Below are 18,122 nucleotides of genomic sequence, written 5' to 3' on the forward strand. Positions count from 1 at the left end.
AGAGCTTGAAGCGACCGCAAGCGGTCGCGCTGAAAAGCGTTTATTACCGCTCTTCCCCCCACCATCCAGCATCACTCTAGAGCGGCGGCGTCAAGTCGTCCGGGGTGAATAAATAGTGTTTACAAGTGTTGACGGCATAGCCGGAAATCTGGATAATGTCACCTATCGGAACCGCAGTGGTTCCGGTGCCCGAACCGAGCGGCGGCAACCGCTCCGGGCCAACCTTGCAGGAGTTCAAACCATGGATAAAGTGTTTTATGTACCTGGCCAGCCCTGGGCTATCGACTTCGCAGTTGAGCGCGACGGCGTGACCGTTTCGCAGATCAGCGGCGAGACGCTGGAGCAAGTGCAGGCCCGCCACCCTGGGGCGATTGTTGCGGACTATGCCGAGGTGTGCGCGCAGATCGAGGCGCAGAGCAAAACCGAGCCGCGCAAGATCGACGCCGAAGACTTCGACTATGCCCTAAACGTCCTGCCCCCGGTCGGCTGGGTGCGCGCCGACGGTTGCGAATCTTTCAAGATGAGCGAGCACACAAACGGCAACGTGACGGCCATTTATGCGCGCATTGGTGGCACCTACTGGACGTTCCAGGACGTGTACACCATGCGGCACGCCGAGATTATGGAGAAGGTGCGCCAAGCACAGGAAAACCCACAGATTCAGTGGGTAGGCTGATCCACCAGGCGAGCCGAAAGGCTCGCCGCTTCCAGGGAGTGCGCGAGCGTGGATGACCAGTTTTACGAGGAAGGAAAACGGGCGTTTTACACTTGCGCCCAATGGGAAAACCCCTACCAATACGGCAGCTATGCCGCTGCAAGCTGGGACGCGGGTTATGAGTCAGAAGCCGCCGAGCATCACGGCTAGACGCCTGCCGCAGTGACCACAAGCCCGCCAAGCGCGGGCTTTATTATGTGCAAAAATAGTGTTTACAAGTGTTGACGGAATAGCCGGAAATCTGGATAATGTCACCTATCGGAACCGCAGTGGTTCCGATGCCCGAACCGAGCGGCGGCAACCGCTCCGGGCCAACCTTGCAGGAGTTCTACACATGAAAAAACAAGCGATCAAAACCCCCCGCTCTAACGCCCTTTGGGACGTGAATTTTTCGGAACTTGACCGCGTGCCGGCGTACATGCGCCGAGGCGTGGAAATCGGCCAGGCCGGGCAGGCGATCACCGCCCGCAACCCCGACCGCGTGACCATCCACTAATTCACCCACCCACCAGGAGCCCGGCAACCGGGCTCCGCTCCAGGAGCAAAGAGCATGAACGCATACGAGCAGAAACAGCAGAACCGCCGCGAGCGTTTCGAGTCCCGCGCCGAGAAGGCCGAACAGGCCAGCACCGCAGCATGGGAAGCCAGCCGCCGCGCCGTTGACGGCATCGTCATGGGCCAGCCGATTCTGGTAGGCCATCACTCGGAAAGCCGCCACCGTGGCGCGCTGGCCCGCAGTGATCGAGCAATGCGCAAGTCTTGCGAAGAGAGCGACAAGGCCAAGCACTACGCCGAGAAGGCCGCAGCCGTTGGCACTGGCGGCATTTCCAGCGACGACCCGGACGCACTCGACAAGCTGCGCGCAGAGCTGGCCACCGTAGAGGCCAATCAAGAGCGCATGAAGGCGGCAAACAAGGCGATTCGCGCAGGCAAGACGCCAGACAAGCAAATCCCGGCGCTGGTCGCCCTGGGCTTCAGCGAAGCCGCTGCACAGCAGGCCATTGCGCCGGACTTCGCCGGGCGTGTCGGCTTCCCGTCCTACGCGCTGACCAACAACAACGCCAACGCGGCCCGGATCAAAAAGCGCATTCAGGAGCTAGAGCAGCGCCGCGCCCGTGAGGCGGTCGAGCTGGACGGCAACGGCTACCGCTACCGCGAGGACACCGAAGAAAACCGGGTGATGTTTGAGTTTGACGGAAAGCCCGCCGAGAACGCGCGCGCCGTGCTCAAGCGTCACGCCTTCAAGTGGTCGCCTTTGCGTGGTGCCTGGGTGCGACAGTTGACCAACTCGGGTATTTACGCGGGTAAGTGCGTGCGCGCCGAGCTGGACAAGCTGGCGAGCGAGTAACCACCAGTCCAGGCCCGCCAGTCGGGCCTGGCTACCATCGAGCAGACGGAGCCGCACGAATGACCCCCGAGCGCCTGGCCGAGTTTGAGGCGAAGCTAAAGGCCGAGAGCCCCGAGAGCTACGCCCACCTAATGGAAATCCGAAACCCTGGGCTACCGCCGATTGACGAGGTGCCGCGCCCTGGCGACGTGATCCGCGACAACTGTTCACCGTGTGAGTGCGTCATAGAGCAAGTGACGGCCACGCCCTACGGGCTGCACTTCGCTTGCCGCGTCCTTGATCAACAGGGCAACCCGTTACGGGCGAAGGCGTATTTCAACGGCTATGACCTGGAAGGCGGGCGACTATTGCACCGGCTGACCTACTCGCCAGAGGTGACGGGCTGGAACGTCTACAACCTGGGGCGCTATGAACTTTTTGTGATCCGCAGGCCGTGGCGTGCAATGCCGATAGGGCGCAAGGAATGCCAGCAGGCGCAGGGCAATTTATTTGCTTAAATAGTGTTTACAAGTGTTGACGGCATGGGCAAAGGTCGGCATAATGTCACCTATCGGAACCGCAGTGGTTCCGATGCCCGAACCGAGCGGCGGCAACCGCTCCGGGCCAACCCCTTGCAGGAGATACACCATGCAAAACGTACCCGCCACCGTGTTCTACTTCCCGACCGCCGACGCGCTGAAAGCGTTCCACCGCTTTGACGTGACACAAACCCACGTCAGCCAAGGCGGCGACTCGGTTGCCCTTTGGACTGTCACCGGCTACGACCGCAACAGCGGCCAAAACACCGCGCTGGCCGACTTCCACGCACGCGGCATGGCCGAAACCTTCCGCGATATGTGCGCGGTAGTGTCGGGCTAAACCATGGAGGCCGGGCGGGTGAACCGCCCGGCACTTGAAGGCGGCAAGCTGGAGGCAATCATGGGTGAAGAGTTGACGCAGGAGCAGCGCGAGGCGCTGGCCAGGTTCAAGGACAGGCAGGGGCGTTACTGGAAATCCCGCCTGATTGCCTTGTGGGCTGCTGGCCGGGATGACCAAGCACCAGACGGCGCGCTATTGCGCCAGGTGCGCAACAGCCTGGGGCTGGATGGCCTGGCCAGGGTGAAAATTTAACCGAGCAGGGGAGCGGCACCGGATGAAATCGAAAACGCCAAAAGTGAAGCCGGCGCAGGCAGAGGCACAAGCGCCCATTGAGTGGCCGCGTGCCGACCCGGACGCGCTGGCCGCGTTTGATCCAGGGACGAAGGTTTGCACCATGAATTGCGGCCCGCATGCCCACGACCCGCGCAGCAGGGAAGAGCGGCTTTTTCTGTGCACCGACTGCTAATGCACCAGGTGCAGCCCCACTAAGGCCGGCTGACGCGCTTTTTACCTTGCGCGTCGCCGGCCTTTTCGCGTTCCAAGGCGGCAGCGCGAGCGCCTGCCGTGTGGCCAGATCGAGGCGCGACGGATGGACGATAAACAGGACGGACGAAGGCAGAACAACCCACACCCCACAGTCAGAGAGGCGGGGGCCGAGGCAGCGCGCCGGGGCGAGCCGGTCTATTCGTGCCCATACTCACACCCAGCAATGCGCAATTCATGGCTGCGCGGATACTCGGGCGCGCAGCAGATGACGCTAGGTTTTGAGCTGGGGGGCGACGATGAATGACGGGGGGCTTTACCTGGTGGCCGCGCTGGCGGTCGCCTGGCTTGCAGTGTGGCCGTTCAGGGCGCGGATTGTGCGGCTTGTGCGCGAGCCTACGCCGCGATTCCTGGCAGCTTGCCGCCTGGCGGGCTGCATCGCCCGGACAGTGTGCGGCGTGGCTTCCCTGGTGCTAGTTTGGGCCGGGCTGTTCACGCCCGGCGTGTCGTGGTTGTACGCCGTCCTGGGCGTTGTGGTGCTGGCCTTGAATGGCCTGCTTTACCTGGGCGGGCGCTGGCCGCGCTAGTCGATTGGCCGCATGGCCACGGGGCCATGCGTCAGGGCTATCAATTCTTCCCCCCGCGTTTGAGTGCGCCCGCCGCAGAACAGGTGCAAGCCTGGCTTGCCCCATGCCTGGGCCTTGCATTCGTCGCAGTAGTATTTGACCCGGTTGGACTTGTTGACGGGCTCCAGGGGCGGGAGCACAACGCCGGGCACCATCACCAGATCATCACCGCCGCCCTCGATCCCTTGGGCGTCGTCATCGTCCAGGTCTTCAGGATCAGCGCCGGGCTCAAGTGGCTTGCGCGGCAGTGGGAGGCGGGGCGGCGCGGGGCGCTCGGCTGGGTAGCGATCGAGCCAGGACAGGGTAAATTCCTCGGTCAGCAGAGCCTGGCAAGCCTGGTCGAATAGCCCGCCGTCGATAATGTAATGCGTCATTTGCTCGCCGGTTTTCTTGCCGCCTGGTTTGCCCGTGTTCGACGGCATCAGCCCGACCGCTTCCATTTTCGCGCCCCATTCGGTGTTGTGATAGCCGCGCCGGCCTGGTTTGCCGTGGTGGAACTGCCATTGATGAACCATCTCATGGGCGAGGGTGGACAGCGTTTCGCGGATCGAGCGCACGGCGAAATAGGCCGGATTCATGGCGATTTCATCGACCAGCGCGCCGCTACTACGAGAGACAAACCGCTGGCGTGAGCAGTAACCGTAAGTGCGCCGCTCGCGCTGGAGGGTGAACAGGGGCAGTTCCAGGACGCCCGAGAAAAGCGCCTTGTTGAAGTGATCGAACGCGGTTTGCAGTTCGGCATAGGCTTCATGAGTTGGGGCGTGCATGGCTTTACCTTTTGGATTGCGCAATCCAATAATAAGGGGTGATTTTGGATTGCACAATCCAAAGCGTTGGGGCTTTTTCGCCAAGGCGAAAACCGGGATTCCCTTCCGGGCTCGCTATCGCTCGGTCCTACGGACTGCCGCAAGCGGCCCCCTACAGGCAACCCTAGCCTTGCGCCATCCTGGCGCTAAAAGCGGGTATGGTTTTGGATTGCGCAATCCAATTTAACGCGATGAAAAAGGGCGGCACGGGGCCGCCCTGGTGGCTGGTCGGCGGTCAGCCGATGAAGATCGAGGCAGCGGCAATGCCGGCGATGGCCCCGGCCAGAGCACCCGCCGCCAGGCCAAGGCCCAGGGCGAGCATGGCAAGGCGTCGGCCAGCGCCTTCGACCACATCAGCGGCAAGGCGCGTTTGCTCGGATGCCTCTTGCACGGGCTTGGTCAGCGCCTCGCGCTCGCGGGCGAGCATGACGCGGAACTGTTCGGCCTCGGCCTTGATGTTCTTGCTTGCGGCCTCGCCGGCCAGGTGAATCTGAGTCGCTGCAACGTCCGCCACGGCGGGCAGGGCGTTTTGCAGCGATTCGGCCTTGTCGAGCAGCGCGCCAACGTCGCCCAGGAGTTCGGCCATCAGTGCTTCGCGGGTGGTTTGTGGCGCGCCCATGGTGCCCCCTTTACTTGGTCAGCGCGGCATAGACCGCATCGAGGTTTTCTTGTGCGGACAGAGCCAGGCGGCGCATGGATACCATGGCGACGCAGTGCATTTTTTCGTCCTGGTCTTTGGCCTCGCGCATCTTGGCCTTGTAGTCCGTGGTGTCAGCGATCAGCTCCGGGATGCTGGTCTTGTGGACGCGCAGCTTCTGGTAAAGCTCGCTGTAGTCCACGGCAGCGTTCAGGCGCAGGGTAAACGCCTTGCTGTGCTCGTGATACTGAATCAGCGGGTAGAACGTATCTTCGACGGTTTCCGTCGCTTCCAGCTTGTTGAATACCACGCGGATTTTCTTGGCCGGAATACCCATCGCCTTCAGTGCCTGGATAGTGGCGATAGTGTCTTTGATTTGCTTGCTGTCTTTGACAGTTGGGACAACGAACAAATCGAACTCTTCATGAGAGCCGCGATATTGCTGCATGAGTTTCACGAAGTCTTCCACGTTGGACGCGCCTACATCGACCACGGCGGAATCCATCATCATCAGTTCTTCCTGGAGCTGGCCGAACTGATCACCGCGAACCATATCGCCGCCGCCTTCATCGGCATTGATCGACTCGACGGAAATAAACTCTGCGCCCGGCATACGAGGCAACAGCAAGTGTTTTGCAATGGTCGATTTGCCCACGTTACCGGACAGGCTTACTACTGCTACTTTCGTCGTCATGGTTTTTTCCTTCTGATCGGACGTTGAGTCATAAACTGATTGGTGAACTCTTCCCGGCTTTGTTCGTTTTTCAGCATTTCATCTAATGAGGGTTCGGCCTCATCTTTGACTTCAGCCTGCAACGAAGTGTCGGGCTTTGGTTCTTGTGGTACTGGTGCAGAATTGCCGTTCTGCGGTTGTTCCAAGTTTGGTTTAATTGCGGCCTTGCTTGGTGTTGCAGTTTTGGCATTCCGTTTCCGGTATCGGTGCAGGTAGTTGTAAAACGTACCCTCTGAAATCTCGATACCTTGCGCCGTGATGAGCTTGTGAATCTCAGCTCGCGGCACGCCTTCCCTGATTCTTCTGTCGATTTCCGGCATCAGCGGTTCAAGCTGGCCGTAGACGGTTTTGGTAGCCAACCCGGAAATCATGGTCTTGAGCTGGTCGGTGTCTGTCATGGTTTCAGCCTCTGTGAGCTGCCGAGACTGTAACTGCTACTTTTCAGCTATGCAAGTGCTATTTTTTTGCTATCTGCTGCTATCTGGCTGCTACCTATGTGCTACTTTTGAGCTATTCGACTGCTACCGAATTGCTATCGGGCAAGCCGATAGCAGAAGAAATGACCCTCTTGACGGCTTTCCCCTTAAAGAAAGGCGTTGTATGAGGGTCTTTTGGTTCCTTATCCTTAACGGAAAAAGCGATACACCATACGCACCTTGCAGGTGCGCGCAAAGCCTTGATTCTCAAGGCTTTTTTGGTGTTTCTCTTTTTTCAGTTGTGGCGCGTGACGGCCACAATGTAAGCTGTAAGCCCCGGTTTTACTGGGTTTTATGTGCCACAAACGCGCCACAGGTGAAAAATGAGACTAGGCGAACCTATCAGGGTGCGACTGAGCATCGAAAAACAGGCTATTTACGAGGCGCAGGCGATGGCTGCCGAGGTGCCTTTGGGTACATACCTACGGCAGCGGCTGGAGAAGGAAGACGCCGTGTTGGACGAGCTGCAAATGCTCAGGCGGGCGGTCGAGCGGGTGGCTGATCGAGCACCAGGAGAGACGAAAGGCGGCGACGGCCTGCAAGGAATGGGGGGCGTGATGCTGGAAATGCTGCTGACTTTGCGGCAACTGGCAGGCGCTAAAAACGACCTGGCGCAGAAGGAAATAGCGCGCCTGGGTTATGACGTATGGAGTTCAAATAAATGAGAGACGAAGAGCGTAGGCAGTTTGGTTTAATACTTTTCCTGTTAATGCCTGCTGTTTTCTGGACTATGGCAGTCAAGAAAACAGAAGTGCTAACAGAGCCGAAATGGAAATCAGCATGGGAGCTGATGAAGCACACGCACGAAAAGCCTATATTGCTTGGCGCAGTAATTGGCGGTGTGGTGATGGCCATATTTCTAATATGGCTGATGGCGCAACTCGGTAAAAGCGAGTTCGGCGGTGCGCCATTTAGGAAGTTTTTACGGGGCACAAAAACATCGAGTTTAAGCGCGCTGAAATCTAAAACCCGTGAGAAAAAGAAAGCACAAGTAACTATCGCAGAAATTCCATTACCGACGAAAGTTGAAAACTTGCACTTGCTTGTTCAGGGTGCAACGGGCTCCGGTAAGTCGGTGTTGATGCGAGAACTTGCATATACCGCTCTGAAGCGCGGCGACCGCGCAATTTTCCTAGACCCAAACGGCGATATGTATTCAAAGTTCGGGCGACCTGGTGACGTTGTATTGAATCCATACGACTCCAGGACAAAGGGATGGTCGTTCTTCAATGAAATACGAGCAGACTACGACTTCCACCGATATGCACTTTCCCTGGTGCCGCGAGGCCAGACGGCAGACGCTGAAGAGTGGTGCGCTTATGGGCGTCTGCTGCTGCGCGAGACGGCACGCAAGCTGAAGACAATAGGCCAGCCATCGGTTGCCGAACTATTCCGCTGGACGACGATTGCACCACCGGAAGACCTGCGCGAGTTCCTGGTAGGAACAACCGCTGAATCGTTGTTCGCCGGATCGAGCGAAGCGAGTAAGGCGCTGACCTCGGCCCGCTTCGTACTGTCAGACAAACTGCCAGAGCATTTGAACATGCCGGCAGGCGATTTCTCGCTACGCAACTGGCTGGAGAACGACACAGGAAACCTGTACATCACCTGGCGCGAGGATATGGCGGAAGCGTTGAAACCGCTGATTTCAGCATGGATTGACGCGGTATTTGTGTCGATTCTCTCGATGCCGGAAGACGAGAACAGGCGCGTTTGGGCGTTCATCGACGAACTGGCGTCGCTGGAAAAACTGGCATCGCTGGAAGCAGCGTTGACCAAGGGGCGCAAGCACGGGCTACGGGTAGTCGCTGGGCTCCAGTCCACGGCACAGCTTGACGACATTTACGGGCGAGACTCAGCGCAAACGCTGCGCTCTTGCTTCCGTTCCCTGGCAGTCCTGGGCGGATCGAAAACAGACCCGCGCACTTGCGAGGATATGAGCAAGGCGCTGGGCCAGCACGAAGTAGAGCGCGACCGCTACAGCAAGAACATGGGCGAGAAGACCAGCAGGACGAAGGCCGAAGACGTGAAGATGGAGAGCATTGTGACGCCCTCTGAAATCGCAAGCCTGCCGGAATTAACCGGATTCCTGGCGCTGGCTGGCGACTTCCCCGTTGCACGGTTCAAGCTGGAGCCGCTGAACTTCAAGAAGATCAACGAGCCATTTATGGAGCGCGTAGCCTAATGCTCAGCCACAAGGTAATGACTCGGCAAAACATCGGCGCAGCAGCGAGCTACTACGGCGACGGTGCCGACGATTACTACGCCAAGGAAGGCGATTCTATGGAGTGGCAAGGGGAAGGCGCTAAAGACCTGGGCCTAACCGGCCCGGTCGATAGCGAGCGATTCAAGGAACTGCTAGCCGGGGAAATCAAGCCAGGGCAGCAGATCATACGGACGGACACCCGCAAGGACAGCAACGCACGTATCGGCATTGACCTAACTTTCTCAGCGCCGAAAAGCGTGTCGCTGCAAGCCCTGGTCGCCGGCGATGGCGAGATTATCAAGGCGCATGATCGAGCGGTTACGAAAGCCATCGAGGCGGCAGAGGAACGCGCCCAGGCGCGCAGGAAAGTTGACGGCAAGACGATGGTAGAGAACACCGGCAACCTGGTTGTCGCCAAATTCCGCCATGAGACGAGCCGCGAGAAAGACCCGCAACTGCACACGCATGCCGTTGTGCTGAACATGACCAAGCGCAGCGATGGCCAGTGGCGGGCACTGAAGAACGACGAAATTATCAAAATGACTAAGTACCTGGGTGCGGTCTACCGCGCCGAGCTGGCTAGCGAGCTGGCGAAACAGGGATACAGCATCAGGCATGAGCGCGACGGCATGTTTGAGCTGGGGCACATGACACGCCAGCAGCTTGAAGGCTTCAGCCAGCGCAGCGCGCAGATTGAGGAACGGCTGGCTAAGCAGGGACTGACGCGGGAAACAGCATCAGCCGCGGAAAAGCAGGCGGCGACCATGCAGAGCAGGGCACCGAAGACTAGCGCCGAGCGTGAGGCAGTTTTCAAGGACTGGCAGGAGCGGGCAAAGGAGCTTGGAATTGACTTCAAGAGCAAGGAATGGGCTGGCCGGGACAAAGGCCCGGAAGTAAGCCGGCAGAGCACGCCGGGAGAATTTGCGGCAGACGTGGCGGCGCAGCGCGCCGTGCGGTACGCGGTCAACCATTTGACCGAGCGCCAGGCCGTCATGACCGAAAGCAAGCTGATCGACACCGCGATCAAGCATGGTATGGCCGGCGCGACGCTCAAGGACATTGAGGGCGAGATAAAGCGGCAGACAGAGCGCGGCTACCTGGTCAGGGAACAGACCATGTATCGACCGGCAGAGAACGCCCTGGCAGGTGATCGAGGACAGAGCCGGGAGGCTTGGGTGGCTGAGCTGGAGGCCAAGGGCATGAGCCCGGCAGCAGCACGCGAGCGGGTGGATACCGCCATCGAGCGCAAGAGCCTGGTAGAGACAGAACCGCAGTACACGACTCAGACCGCGCTGGAGCGCGAGAAGCGCATTCACAGCATCGAGCGCGACGGTCGAGGGGCTATGCAGCCCATCATGCAGCCAGAGGCTGCAAAGGCCACGCTGGAGGCTACAAACCTCAACAACGGGCAGCGCAGCGCCGCCGAGCTGATCACAACGACCCATGACCGGGTAATCGGCGTGCAAGGTTACGCCGGCACCGGGAAAAGCCACATGCTGGACACTGCAAAGCAGATGATCGAGGCAAGCGGCTACGAAGTGCGCGCACTGGCACCCTACGGGAGCCAGGTTAAAGCGTTGCGGGAGCTGGGCGTCGAGTCGAACACCCTGGCATCGTTTCTCAAGGCCAAGGAGAAGAACATAAGCGAGCGCACCGTCCTGGTAGTGGACGAAGCAGGCGTTGTGCCGGCGCGGCAGATGGACCAACTCTTGAGGCTGGCAGAGAAGGCCGGGGCTCGCGTCGTGCTGATGGGCGACACGGCGCAAACGAAGGCCATCGAAGCGGGCCGACCATTCGACCAGCTCCAGGCGGCAGGCATGGCCACCGCGAAGATGGACGAGATTCAGCGCCAGAAAGACCCGCTGCTGAAAGAAGCGGTCGAGCTATCGGCGCGAGGAAAGGCCGCTGAGTCGTTGAGCAAAATCAGCTCCATTGTCGAGGTCGAGAACGACAAAGAGCGCCGGCTGACCGTGGCGAAAGACTATGTGTCGATGACGCCAACGGAGCGCGAGAAAACCATCATCGTTTCAGGCACCAACGAAGCGCGCCGGGAAATTAACCAGGCTGTGCGCGAAGGCATCGGCACGCTGAATAAGGGCATCGAGTTCGACACCCTAATTCGCCGCGACACGACACAGGCCGAGCGGCGGTTTTCCAAGTATTACCATGTTGGCGACGTGATCCAGCCGGAACGCGACTACCCCAAAAGCGGGCTGAAGCGTGGGGAGATTTATAAGGTCGAGGACACGGGGCCAGGCAATCGCCTGGTACTGAGCACAGAAGCGGGCGAGCGCCTGGCAATCAACCCGATGCAGCACAAGCAGCTATCGGTTTACCAGCCAGAGCGGGCGGAGCTTGCGCCAGGCGACAAGGTTCGGATTACCAGAAACGATGCACGCCTCGACGTGGCCAACGGCGACCGCTTCACCGTCGAGCGAGTAACAAACGGCATGGTGACGCTCAGAAGCGCGCACCGCAGCATCGAGCTTTCAACAGACAAGCCGCTGCACGTTGACTATGCCTACGCGACGACAGTTCACAGCAGCCAGGGTTTAACAGCAGACCGCGTGTTGATCGACGCTCAGACAAAGAGCATGACCACAGCAAAGGACGTTTACTACGTGGCCATATCCAGGGCCAGGCATGATGCAAGGATTTACACCAACAGCGTTGCAGAGCTGCCCAAGGCGATCAGCCGCGAGAACGTGAAGCATGCCGCCCTCGATCTTTCGTACAAGCTGCACCGCTCGCCGGTTGAGAAAGCAAAACTCCAGGAGCTGAAGGAGCAGGCGCGCAAGCACGTAGAGGCAGGCAAGCAGGTAGGCGGCAAGACCAAGGCACCGGATGAGGCGCAGAAACGCGCCAAAGGGCCGTCAGGGGCTCAGGCAGCTAAGGGGAAGGGCGCAGCCCAGGAGAAGGCCAGCAGCACGCCACAGAAGGGCTCACAGCGCGAAGAGCCAGGTAAGCAGGATCGAGCACGGGAGAACGCAGGCAAGCAGCAGCGGCAGGCCGAGCGCGGCAGATGAACATAGACAAAGCCGCATTCGCCAAGGCAGTCAGCGCGCAGCAGAAAGAGCGGCGCGCCATCGAGGACGAGGAAGCGAAAAAGGCCATAGGGCAGAGGCTAAGCAGCGAAGCGGCCAGGCTGGATTTAAGCGGCACGGCCGCAGCAGTTCGGGCGGGATGCAGCCGGCGCACCTGGTTGCACTATGAGTCGGGCGCAACAACGCCAGATGCCGCAATGCTTCGCAGGCTGGATGCCCTGGGCTTCGATGTTCTGTACCTGGTAACAGGCAGAAGGGGAGGGGAGAGGAAACACAATATCTAGTAGCGTATTAGCTGATGTTTCCCGCCCCAAAAAAACAGGGAGATAGACCATGACCGAAGCCGAAAAATGGGCTGAGTACGACAGGACGGAGCATGCCCTTGGAATCCTCATAAGCCATTTTTCCGCGTGCATATACGCGGAAAAGAAGGGTGGAGTACCAGACCAGGAGCAAATCGAAGAATGGCGTAATAAGCGAAGTGAATTGATGCAACTACGGCGAACACTTACCGTTGAGGATATGGCAACCATCGGGCTCGTTAATAAAACATACGTCCCGAAAGCCCAGGCAGTAATAAGACAGACCCGGCACGCGGTTGAGCTGGGCAAGGAGTAAAACCATGACTATTCAAGTGTTTGACGTGTCGGCACATCTGGACGACGAAGAAACCATTAGCGCCTACCTCAGTGCAGCACTGAAAGACCCGAACCACGACGCCTTTCTGTTGGCGCTGGACAACGCATATAAGTTAGTTTTCGAGTCCGGCAGGAGCCCAAAAATGGTGTTGGACTGTATGGACAAGGACGCCAGCGAAAAGCTCGAAAACTGGCTTAAATCGTTCTATGAGGCTCGCGCCAATGAAAAAGATGTTAGCCGCGCAGTGATCCAGGGCTTTCGTACTGGTCAGTTTGCCCAGGAAGGGCACGGGGCGCTGGCCCTGGCTGCATTCCTGTACGGCTCAAACAGTGACGCTAATTTCAGCATGCTTGAAGTTATTGAAAGCGTTAAAGCATAAAAAACGCCCGCGAGAGTTGATCATCACGGGCGGGCTAGAAGATGGTCGGCGGGCACGGCGTCACAGAGTAACAGCAGAGGGGGGGAACACCTGGGAGAGTCCGGGGAGAACTCAAGCCCGCCGCCGACCGAAAGAGCAGGCGGGCGATTCTATCGCACCGCCTTTTTTTTGCGCAGGGAAGAACGCTGCTTGAGCAACAAAGCAACGTAAAACAGGCCGGTAAGCGTCAAAGCAGAATAGAGCAGAGGGAAAGTCAGCTCAGAAGCCAATACAGCCACAGCCCTTTGCTGAAGCTCGGGGCCAAACATACCGGCAAACTCCCAAACGAAACACGATGCACACGGGATCATTGTTTTTCGCCCTCTACCAAATGGACATTGACCGCGAGCGAGGCGGCAGATGCTGCCGGGCCTTGCTTGCGATGAAGAGCAGCAACGGCGCGAATGGCGTTACCCAGTTCGGCGGAATCGTAGCGAGCAGGGTGAGCGACGGTCATCGGTACGTTATGGATGGCGTCGGCAAGTTCGGCTATCGAGGCCAGGCGTTCGCCCGGTTCTGCCTGAGAACGGGCGATAGAGCGAATTTGCGCCAAGGTTTGGCCGAGGACGTGAAGGGCGCGAACTTGGTTTGTATCGAGAGCAGGATTATTCACGGTTGCCTCCTTTGGCATCGAACCTGGCGATTACTGAGTTCAGGAAAAGCGCATGCTTGCGGACTCGCGCTGAGTTGGGCGGGGAAATGAGCATTACGAGGATGCCGCCAGCCAGTACAAAGAACAGGTAGAACATGGCAAATCCTCGGGCGGTCGTTGCGGCGGCAGCTTCAACGGGTATTTCAGTGGTAATCCATTCGTCGCACACAACAGCCTTGAGGGGGGGCACAGCGCCGACCTCCCGCAAAGGAGTAGCACAGGTTTTAACTAGAAGGTGATCGGGCAGGGTGGCAGCGCCGAGCTGCTGGGCGGCTGCCTGTTCTTCGACAAGCCAGCGTGATGCTTCAGTAAAGGAGAAGCCAGAGGTCAAGCAGATAAAAACAGCGGCCCCGACCGCAGGGACAACGAGGCCGACCATGAAAAACTGCTTGATGGCCATGTAGGCTATAGCGAGAGCGGACGCGAATTTGCTGGCTTCCGGTTCCTGGTGCGTAATATCCACAGCGAATACCTCACAATGAGAAATGGTGCTCGGATGCCCCGAGCGGCCCACCACTAAGCAGGTGGCGCAACCGTTAGGCCAAAGGCGAACGGCTTCCTTTCCGTCAGCGCATTTGCTCTTTGGCAAACACGGGGTCATAGAACACTTCGCAGAGCTTCCGGTCGGAGAAGTACAGCACCACGTCAATAGTGCTGAAGAGCGTCCGATTGATCATATCCAGATCGAGCACGCGCCCGACCTCAGACTGTTTGATCAGGGTGCCGACGCGCTGGAAAGTCTGGATAGCGTTATTCGCGTGCGTTGTGGTGATCGAACCAGGGTGCGCAGTGTTGAGACTGCCCAGGTACTCCCAGGCTTCATCGCCGCGCAGCTCAGCGAGAAAGATTCGATCAGGCGACTGACGCATGCAGGAGCGCAGCGCTTCGACCGCCGAGACGCGCCCCTTGCCGTACCCGTAAATCATGTGGACGCGGTTCGGGTGATTCTCCAGGAACAATTCGTGAACGTCCTCGATGGTGACGAGGCGTTCACTGTTCGGCACGCGCTCAATGAGCGAGCGGGCGAACGTGGTTTTACCCGATCCAGTCTTGCCGGCGATGATGATGTTTCGGTGAGACTGGACGCACAGGTCGAGGAAGTCACGCATACGGCCTTCGCGCTTCAAGGCCAACAGCTCGGCCTCAGCAGGCGTTAGGCGGGTGAAATCGCGCTTCTGCACCAGGGCTGCCGCCTCGGCAGCCGTGGGCTTGTTGAAACTCACGTCATCGAAGGACTCGAAAGCGCCCTCGGCGTCCAGCTCATCGAGCGTCTTGACCACCAACGAATGCTTACGGATGGAAAGCGACAGCGTGTCGTCAATGCAAGCAGGCGGCAGGACAATCTGGCCGCGCTGCCCACCTGGCAGCACCACAGACGTGATGCTGGCCAGGGAAATGCCGTTAAACACGGCGATGGCGTTCGCCAGGCTCTTGAGATAGGGCATGGTCAGCTCAGGCACCTTGACAGGCTCCCAACCATGAAAGGTTTTTGCCCACAGCTCGCCAGGACGGTTGATAGTGACCTCGACTACATCGTCACGCTCCAGGTGCGGCCCGATGGGCCGCATGAGCTGATTAACAGTAGTGTCGCGGCCAAGGACTACGCTAGTTGCTGCGTTCAAGGCTATATACCCCGCTGAAATCAAGGTCGCGTGCAACGAAGATTTGCAACCGCTCGCCCTGGTTTTTGTACAGGGTCGGCGGAATGTTGATAGAGTTTTCTAGAGCGATGGAAGCCATATCCTGGCCAGCGTCAGAGGTTTCTTCGAACGTAATTTGATTGTCAGCGTTGCCCTGGGAAGCCTTGTTAGACAGGAAATTACCAATGTCGCCAATCATGCTCAGCATGATTGCGCCCTTGAAGCGCTCCCAAAAGTGGGTATCGACCCAACCACCTAGACCGCCTTCACCCAGCGGGCCAGTGCCAGGCGAATCGAGGTTGATGATGACGCCTGTAGGCGTCTCAACCCGAGTCCATAGGACGAAGATTCTTGCCTGCCCCTGAGTCATGCCGCCCTGGTACTGGCCAACGACCTTGGAGCCACGATCCAGGAGAACAACACGGCCATTGGTCGAGTAAATATCCCGAGTCGTGTAGCAGGTAGTCATGCCCGGCACAGTTGAAACGATCTTGGTTTCGAGCTGGCAATCCAGCATCGAGCCCTGGGTTATCAGCATGTCGCGGTTCTTGAGCACGCCAGCACGCGCACCGCTGAGGCGGACGGGCTGAAGATTGTCAGCGAGTGGGCCGCTTCCACTTCCAGAGCTGGGCGAGGTGCCGGGCTGGGCCTGGGCCTGGCTCTGCTGGTTGCCGCTGGTATTCGTATTGAGGTTAGGCGCGAGTCGGCGCATACGAATTAGCTCTTCAGGCGTCGGGCCTTCGGGGCGTTGTTGAGGCGCAGTGCCCTGTGCGGGCGCTGGAGTAGATGCGGCAACAACAGCAGCGGCGGCAGCATCTGCCTCGTTGGATGGCTCAGGCTCAGGCTCGGGCATGATGGGCTTTGGCTGCCAATCAGCACCTGCCTTGTTCAAGGCGACTTGCGGTTCGACAGCTTCAGATTCGCCAGCGTTAGCGTTTTCCATGATCCCCATGGCCTTCCAGGTTACAAAGCCACCAGCGCCAAGAACAGCGGCGATGACGACAACCAGGAACAGCTTGGCACCCTGGGGAGTAGGTTTTCGTTGTTCGCCCAAGCGAGAAGCGCCGCGCTCGCCGTCGATGCGGTCAAACTCTTCGCCAGCGTCGATTACGTCTTTTTTAGCCATTACTCATCACCCCCAATTACTACACGCTTCACAGCCGGCGATTGCGTGCCACTTTTGTTCTCAACGCCGATAGGGTCATAGGCATCGTTGTAAACAGCCAAGGCGCGATCACCTAGACGAAGCATCCACTTGGCGTGGACCTTGTGAACGGAATAAACGCCATTGGCTTCGCCAATAGTGTTGCGGTTGACCATGCTTTCATTGCCGTCTGCATCCACTAGATAGATGCCGGGCAGATCGACGTTTCCGGGGAATTTGAAGTAAGTGAACTCGTTGTTGTCCCAGGTATGAACTGGGGCAATATCGAGGTCGCCGGCCATCGCATAGTTGGTGTTGAAAGTGCCGCGAGGCGGCTTATTGAAGCCATCAGCCACCGCCTGCTTACGCAGCTCTTCCAGGGCTTGCTGGCGAGCGGTATCAGGGTAGTAAAAAGACAGGCTGTAAACGGCTTTGGCTTCTCGCGTAGGCTGGAAGATCAGGCGGAACTTGTACGTGCGCTTGTCCGTGATGATTATCAGGTTGGTATCGGCTTGCTCAGCCGATGGCTTGATAAATACATGATTGCCAGAGTTGGCAAAGGAGTAAGACGCGGAATCGCCAAAAGCGTGGGTGACGTATTGCTCGCCAGGCTCAAGTTCAATGTGCGTGGCAATGCCGATGACGGTATCCAGTTGCACCACGTCAAGCGGGTTGTACGTGGTGGAGCGGACGCGATGGTCAAAGGACGACTTGACCGGATAGTCCAGGGCGAGAGCCTGGCACGATACGGCAGCAGCCAGGAAAAGCGGGATCAGGTTAAATGCTTTCATGGTGGCCACCTCAGTTACGCACGACTTCAGGGTCAGCGCGGAAGGTGTTCACGACGAAGCCGAGCGGGTTAATGCGGCGCTCTTCGGTCGTCATGATTGCGCGAACGTAGGTGTAACCGACAGTTGCAATCCAATGTTCTACCGGCTCAATGCGGCCATTGGTGTGCTTCTTCTGAGTGGTGTAACGCACAGTGGCGATGCCGGTATCGGAGTTGCTGGCGATGGAGCGAACCTTGACGATAATTTCAGTCCGGTTATTGAGTACCGCATCCCGAGCATTCGGCCCGGAATAAGTGGCGTTGTAGCTCAACCAGGCGTCTTGCCCGCTCATGAGGCGGGTTGTTTCGTACATGCTTTGGATAGTCTTGTACTCGTAACCCTCGCGGTTGAGCACGTACTTGTTCAGGAAATAGGAGTCCACGGCTTCGCCATAGCTAACCTCGGACTCGCGCTGAACAGTAACGGCCTCGACTGCGCCCGTGGTGTTATCGACGCGAAGGACAGTTGGAATGGGGGCTTCCTGGCTCAAGCCGGCGATGCCTGCTACCAGACCAAGAAACGCCATAGCCATAGACGCACCGGCAACGCGCCAGGCGGTGCGCTTGGACTTTTCCTTTTCCGCAAGCAGGTCACGTTCCAATGATGCCGACTCAGTGAGATAGAGGTTAATTTCCTCTTTGCCAGTAAGCGGTTTTTGCTCCGTGGTCATTTGATTGCTCCTTGTACTTCAGCGGGCATGGTCTTGTTGATCGGCTGGCGGTTTGATTCGTCTGGCTGCTTGGGCTCCGGCGCAGAGGCGCAACCGGAAACGATGAGAGCGACGAGAAGAGCTGTAACGATGTTTTTCACAATGAAATCCCCATTGGCTTTGCTGAAAGCAAGCCTACCCCTTTTAAATCAAATTTG

27 protein-coding genes are annotated in these 18,122 nt (G+C 58.4%); 15 read left to right on the forward strand and 12 right to left on the reverse strand.

Going from position 1 to position 18,122, the window contains the following annotated elements; translation table 11 throughout:
* Positions 1 to 241: 241 nt before the first annotated feature.
* From BLO50_RS20970 to BLO50_RS21000, 9 genes are all read left to right on the forward strand, one after another.
* A complete protein-coding gene (locus BLO50_RS20970) occupies positions 242 to 676 on the forward strand; it encodes a DUF1419 domain-containing protein (protein WP_090256229.1) in 435 nt (144 codons plus the stop codon).
* 48 nt (positions 677 to 724) lie between these two features.
* Positions 725 to 865 (forward strand): hypothetical protein, encoded by a 141-nt coding sequence (locus BLO50_RS21855; protein ID WP_031943295.1) that lies wholly within the window; start codon positions 725 to 727, stop codon positions 863 to 865.
* Between the two features lie 184 nt (positions 866 to 1,049).
* Complete coding sequence (locus BLO50_RS21860; protein WP_167354490.1) at positions 1,050 to 1,211, forward strand: hypothetical protein; 162 nt, start codon at positions 1,050 to 1,052, stop codon at positions 1,209 to 1,211.
* Between the two features lie 54 nt (positions 1,212 to 1,265).
* Positions 1,266 to 2,063, forward strand: a complete 798-nt coding sequence (locus BLO50_RS20975) for a DUF3560 domain-containing protein (protein WP_090256230.1) — start codon at positions 1,266 to 1,268, stop codon at positions 2,061 to 2,063.
* A gap of 59 nt (positions 2,064 to 2,122) precedes the next feature.
* Positions 2,123 to 2,560: a hypothetical protein gene (locus tag BLO50_RS20980; protein ID WP_031943292.1), complete on the forward strand. Its 438-nt coding sequence runs from the start codon at positions 2,123 to 2,125 to the stop codon at positions 2,558 to 2,560.
* Positions 2,561 to 2,690: 130 nt separating this feature from the next.
* Positions 2,691 to 2,921 (forward strand): hypothetical protein, encoded by a 231-nt coding sequence (locus BLO50_RS20985; RefSeq protein ID WP_090256231.1) that lies wholly within the window; start codon positions 2,691 to 2,693, stop codon positions 2,919 to 2,921.
* Between the two features lie 18 nt (positions 2,922 to 2,939).
* Complete coding sequence (locus BLO50_RS20990; protein ID WP_090256232.1) at positions 2,940 to 3,173, forward strand: hypothetical protein; 234 nt, start codon at positions 2,940 to 2,942, stop codon at positions 3,171 to 3,173.
* Between the two features lie 337 nt (positions 3,174 to 3,510).
* Entirely contained in the window at positions 3,511 to 3,711 is a 201-nt protein-coding gene (locus tag BLO50_RS20995) for an Rmf/CrpP fold protein (RefSeq protein ID WP_090256233.1), read from the forward strand.
* Complete coding sequence (locus BLO50_RS21000; RefSeq protein WP_090256234.1) at positions 3,704 to 3,991, forward strand: hypothetical protein; 288 nt, start codon at positions 3,704 to 3,706, stop codon at positions 3,989 to 3,991. Before BLO50_RS20995 ends, BLO50_RS21000 begins: the two co-directional genes overlap by 8 nt.
* Here BLO50_RS21000 and BLO50_RS21005 read toward each other — a convergent pair.
* The 4 genes from BLO50_RS21005 to BLO50_RS21020 all read right to left on the reverse strand — a co-directional run bounded on the left by BLO50_RS21005 (position 3,988) and on the right by BLO50_RS21020 (position 6,604).
* Positions 3,988 to 4,797 carry a SprT-like domain-containing protein gene (locus tag BLO50_RS21005; protein ID WP_031943289.1) on the reverse strand — a complete coding sequence of 270 codons (810 nt, stop codon included), beginning with the start codon at positions 4,795 to 4,797 and terminating at the stop codon, positions 3,988 to 3,990. The two genes, BLO50_RS21000 and BLO50_RS21005, sit on opposite strands and share 4 nt — an antisense overlap.
* A 274-nt stretch (positions 4,798 to 5,071) precedes the next feature.
* Positions 5,072 to 5,455 carry a hypothetical protein gene (locus BLO50_RS21010; protein WP_031943288.1) on the reverse strand — a complete coding sequence of 128 codons (384 nt, stop codon included), beginning with the start codon at positions 5,453 to 5,455 and terminating at the stop codon, positions 5,072 to 5,074.
* Positions 5,456 to 5,465: 10 nt separating this feature from the next.
* Positions 5,466 to 6,167, reverse strand: a complete 702-nt coding sequence (stbB, locus tag BLO50_RS21015; protein WP_031943287.1) for a StbB family protein — start codon at positions 6,165 to 6,167, stop codon at positions 5,466 to 5,468.
* Positions 6,164 to 6,604: a hypothetical protein gene (locus BLO50_RS21020; protein WP_090256235.1), complete on the reverse strand. Its 441-nt coding sequence runs from the start codon at positions 6,602 to 6,604 to the stop codon at positions 6,164 to 6,166. Before BLO50_RS21020 ends, stbB begins: the two co-directional genes overlap by 4 nt.
* Before the next feature lie 425 nt (positions 6,605 to 7,029).
* On the opposite strand from BLO50_RS21020, the gene BLO50_RS21025 reads away from it, so the two are divergent.
* From BLO50_RS21025 to BLO50_RS21940, 6 genes are read left to right on the forward strand one after another with little or no spacing between them, the layout of a single operon-like run.
* The gene (locus BLO50_RS21025; RefSeq protein ID WP_143003855.1) at positions 7,030 to 7,347 is read left to right on the forward strand and encodes a mobilization protein; all 318 of its coding nucleotides are present in this window, start codon (positions 7,030 to 7,032) and stop codon (positions 7,345 to 7,347) included.
* Positions 7,344 to 8,867, forward strand: coding sequence for a type IV secretion system DNA-binding domain-containing protein (locus tag BLO50_RS21030; protein ID WP_090256237.1), 1,524 nt, complete (start codon positions 7,344 to 7,346; stop codon positions 8,865 to 8,867). Before BLO50_RS21025 ends, BLO50_RS21030 begins: the two co-directional genes overlap by 4 nt.
* The gene (gene mobF / locus BLO50_RS21035; protein ID WP_090256238.1) at positions 8,867 to 11,914 is read left to right on the forward strand and encodes a MobF family relaxase; all 3,048 of its coding nucleotides are present in this window, start codon (positions 8,867 to 8,869) and stop codon (positions 11,912 to 11,914) included. Before BLO50_RS21030 ends, mobF begins: the two co-directional genes overlap by 1 nt.
* On the forward strand, positions 11,911 to 12,216 hold the full coding sequence (locus tag BLO50_RS21040) for a helix-turn-helix domain-containing protein (protein WP_143003856.1): 306 nt from the start codon (positions 11,911 to 11,913) through the stop codon (positions 12,214 to 12,216). Before mobF ends, BLO50_RS21040 begins: the two co-directional genes overlap by 4 nt.
* 49 nt (positions 12,217 to 12,265) lie before the next feature.
* The gene (locus BLO50_RS21045; protein ID WP_090256239.1) at positions 12,266 to 12,550 is read left to right on the forward strand and encodes a hypothetical protein; all 285 of its coding nucleotides are present in this window, start codon (positions 12,266 to 12,268) and stop codon (positions 12,548 to 12,550) included.
* A gap of 4 nt (positions 12,551 to 12,554) precedes the next feature.
* The gene (locus tag BLO50_RS21940) at positions 12,555 to 12,950 is read left to right on the forward strand and encodes a helix-turn-helix domain-containing protein (RefSeq protein WP_186343994.1); all 396 of its coding nucleotides are present in this window, start codon (positions 12,555 to 12,557) and stop codon (positions 12,948 to 12,950) included.
* Between the two features lie 149 nt (positions 12,951 to 13,099).
* On the opposite strand, the gene BLO50_RS21865 is transcribed toward BLO50_RS21940, so the two are convergent.
* The 8 genes from BLO50_RS21865 to BLO50_RS21090 form a co-directional block, all read right to left on the reverse strand.
* Entirely contained in the window at positions 13,100 to 13,258 is a 159-nt protein-coding gene (locus tag BLO50_RS21865; RefSeq protein ID WP_167354491.1) for a hypothetical protein, read from the reverse strand.
* A gap of 38 nt (positions 13,259 to 13,296) precedes the next feature.
* Positions 13,297 to 13,602 (reverse strand): hypothetical protein, encoded by a 306-nt coding sequence (locus BLO50_RS21060; RefSeq protein ID WP_090256241.1) that lies wholly within the window; start codon positions 13,600 to 13,602, stop codon positions 13,297 to 13,299.
* A complete protein-coding gene (locus BLO50_RS21065; RefSeq protein ID WP_090256242.1) occupies positions 13,595 to 14,104 on the reverse strand; it encodes a hypothetical protein in 510 nt (169 codons plus the stop codon). Before BLO50_RS21065 ends, BLO50_RS21060 begins: the two co-directional genes overlap by 8 nt.
* Before the next feature lie 103 nt (positions 14,105 to 14,207).
* Positions 14,208 to 15,209: a P-type DNA transfer ATPase VirB11 gene (gene virB11, locus BLO50_RS21070; RefSeq protein ID WP_208597450.1), complete on the reverse strand. Its 1,002-nt coding sequence runs from the start codon at positions 15,207 to 15,209 to the stop codon at positions 14,208 to 14,210.
* Between the two features lie 37 nt (positions 15,210 to 15,246).
* On the reverse strand, positions 15,247 to 16,407 hold the full coding sequence (gene virB10, locus BLO50_RS21075) for a type IV secretion system protein VirB10 (RefSeq protein WP_090256244.1): 1,161 nt from the start codon (positions 16,405 to 16,407) through the stop codon (positions 15,247 to 15,249).
* Positions 16,407 to 17,216, reverse strand: a complete 810-nt coding sequence (virB9, locus tag BLO50_RS21080) for a P-type conjugative transfer protein VirB9 (RefSeq protein WP_090256245.1) — start codon at positions 17,214 to 17,216, stop codon at positions 16,407 to 16,409. The genes virB10 and virB9 overlap by 1 nt, the downstream gene beginning before the upstream one ends.
* Positions 17,217 to 17,226: 10 nt before the next feature.
* Positions 17,227 to 17,925, reverse strand: a complete 699-nt coding sequence (locus tag BLO50_RS21085) for a VirB8 family type IV secretion system protein (RefSeq protein WP_090256246.1) — start codon at positions 17,923 to 17,925, stop codon at positions 17,227 to 17,229.
* Positions 17,922 to 18,065 (reverse strand): putative periplasmic lipoprotein, encoded by a 144-nt coding sequence (locus BLO50_RS21090; RefSeq protein ID WP_031943276.1) that lies wholly within the window; start codon positions 18,063 to 18,065, stop codon positions 17,922 to 17,924. Before BLO50_RS21090 ends, BLO50_RS21085 begins: the two co-directional genes overlap by 4 nt.
* Positions 18,066 to 18,122: the final 57 nt, after the last annotated feature.

The organism is Pseudomonas peli, assembly GCF_900099645.1.
Lineage (GTDB): Bacteria > Pseudomonadota > Gammaproteobacteria > Pseudomonadales > Pseudomonadaceae > Aquipseudomonas > Aquipseudomonas peli.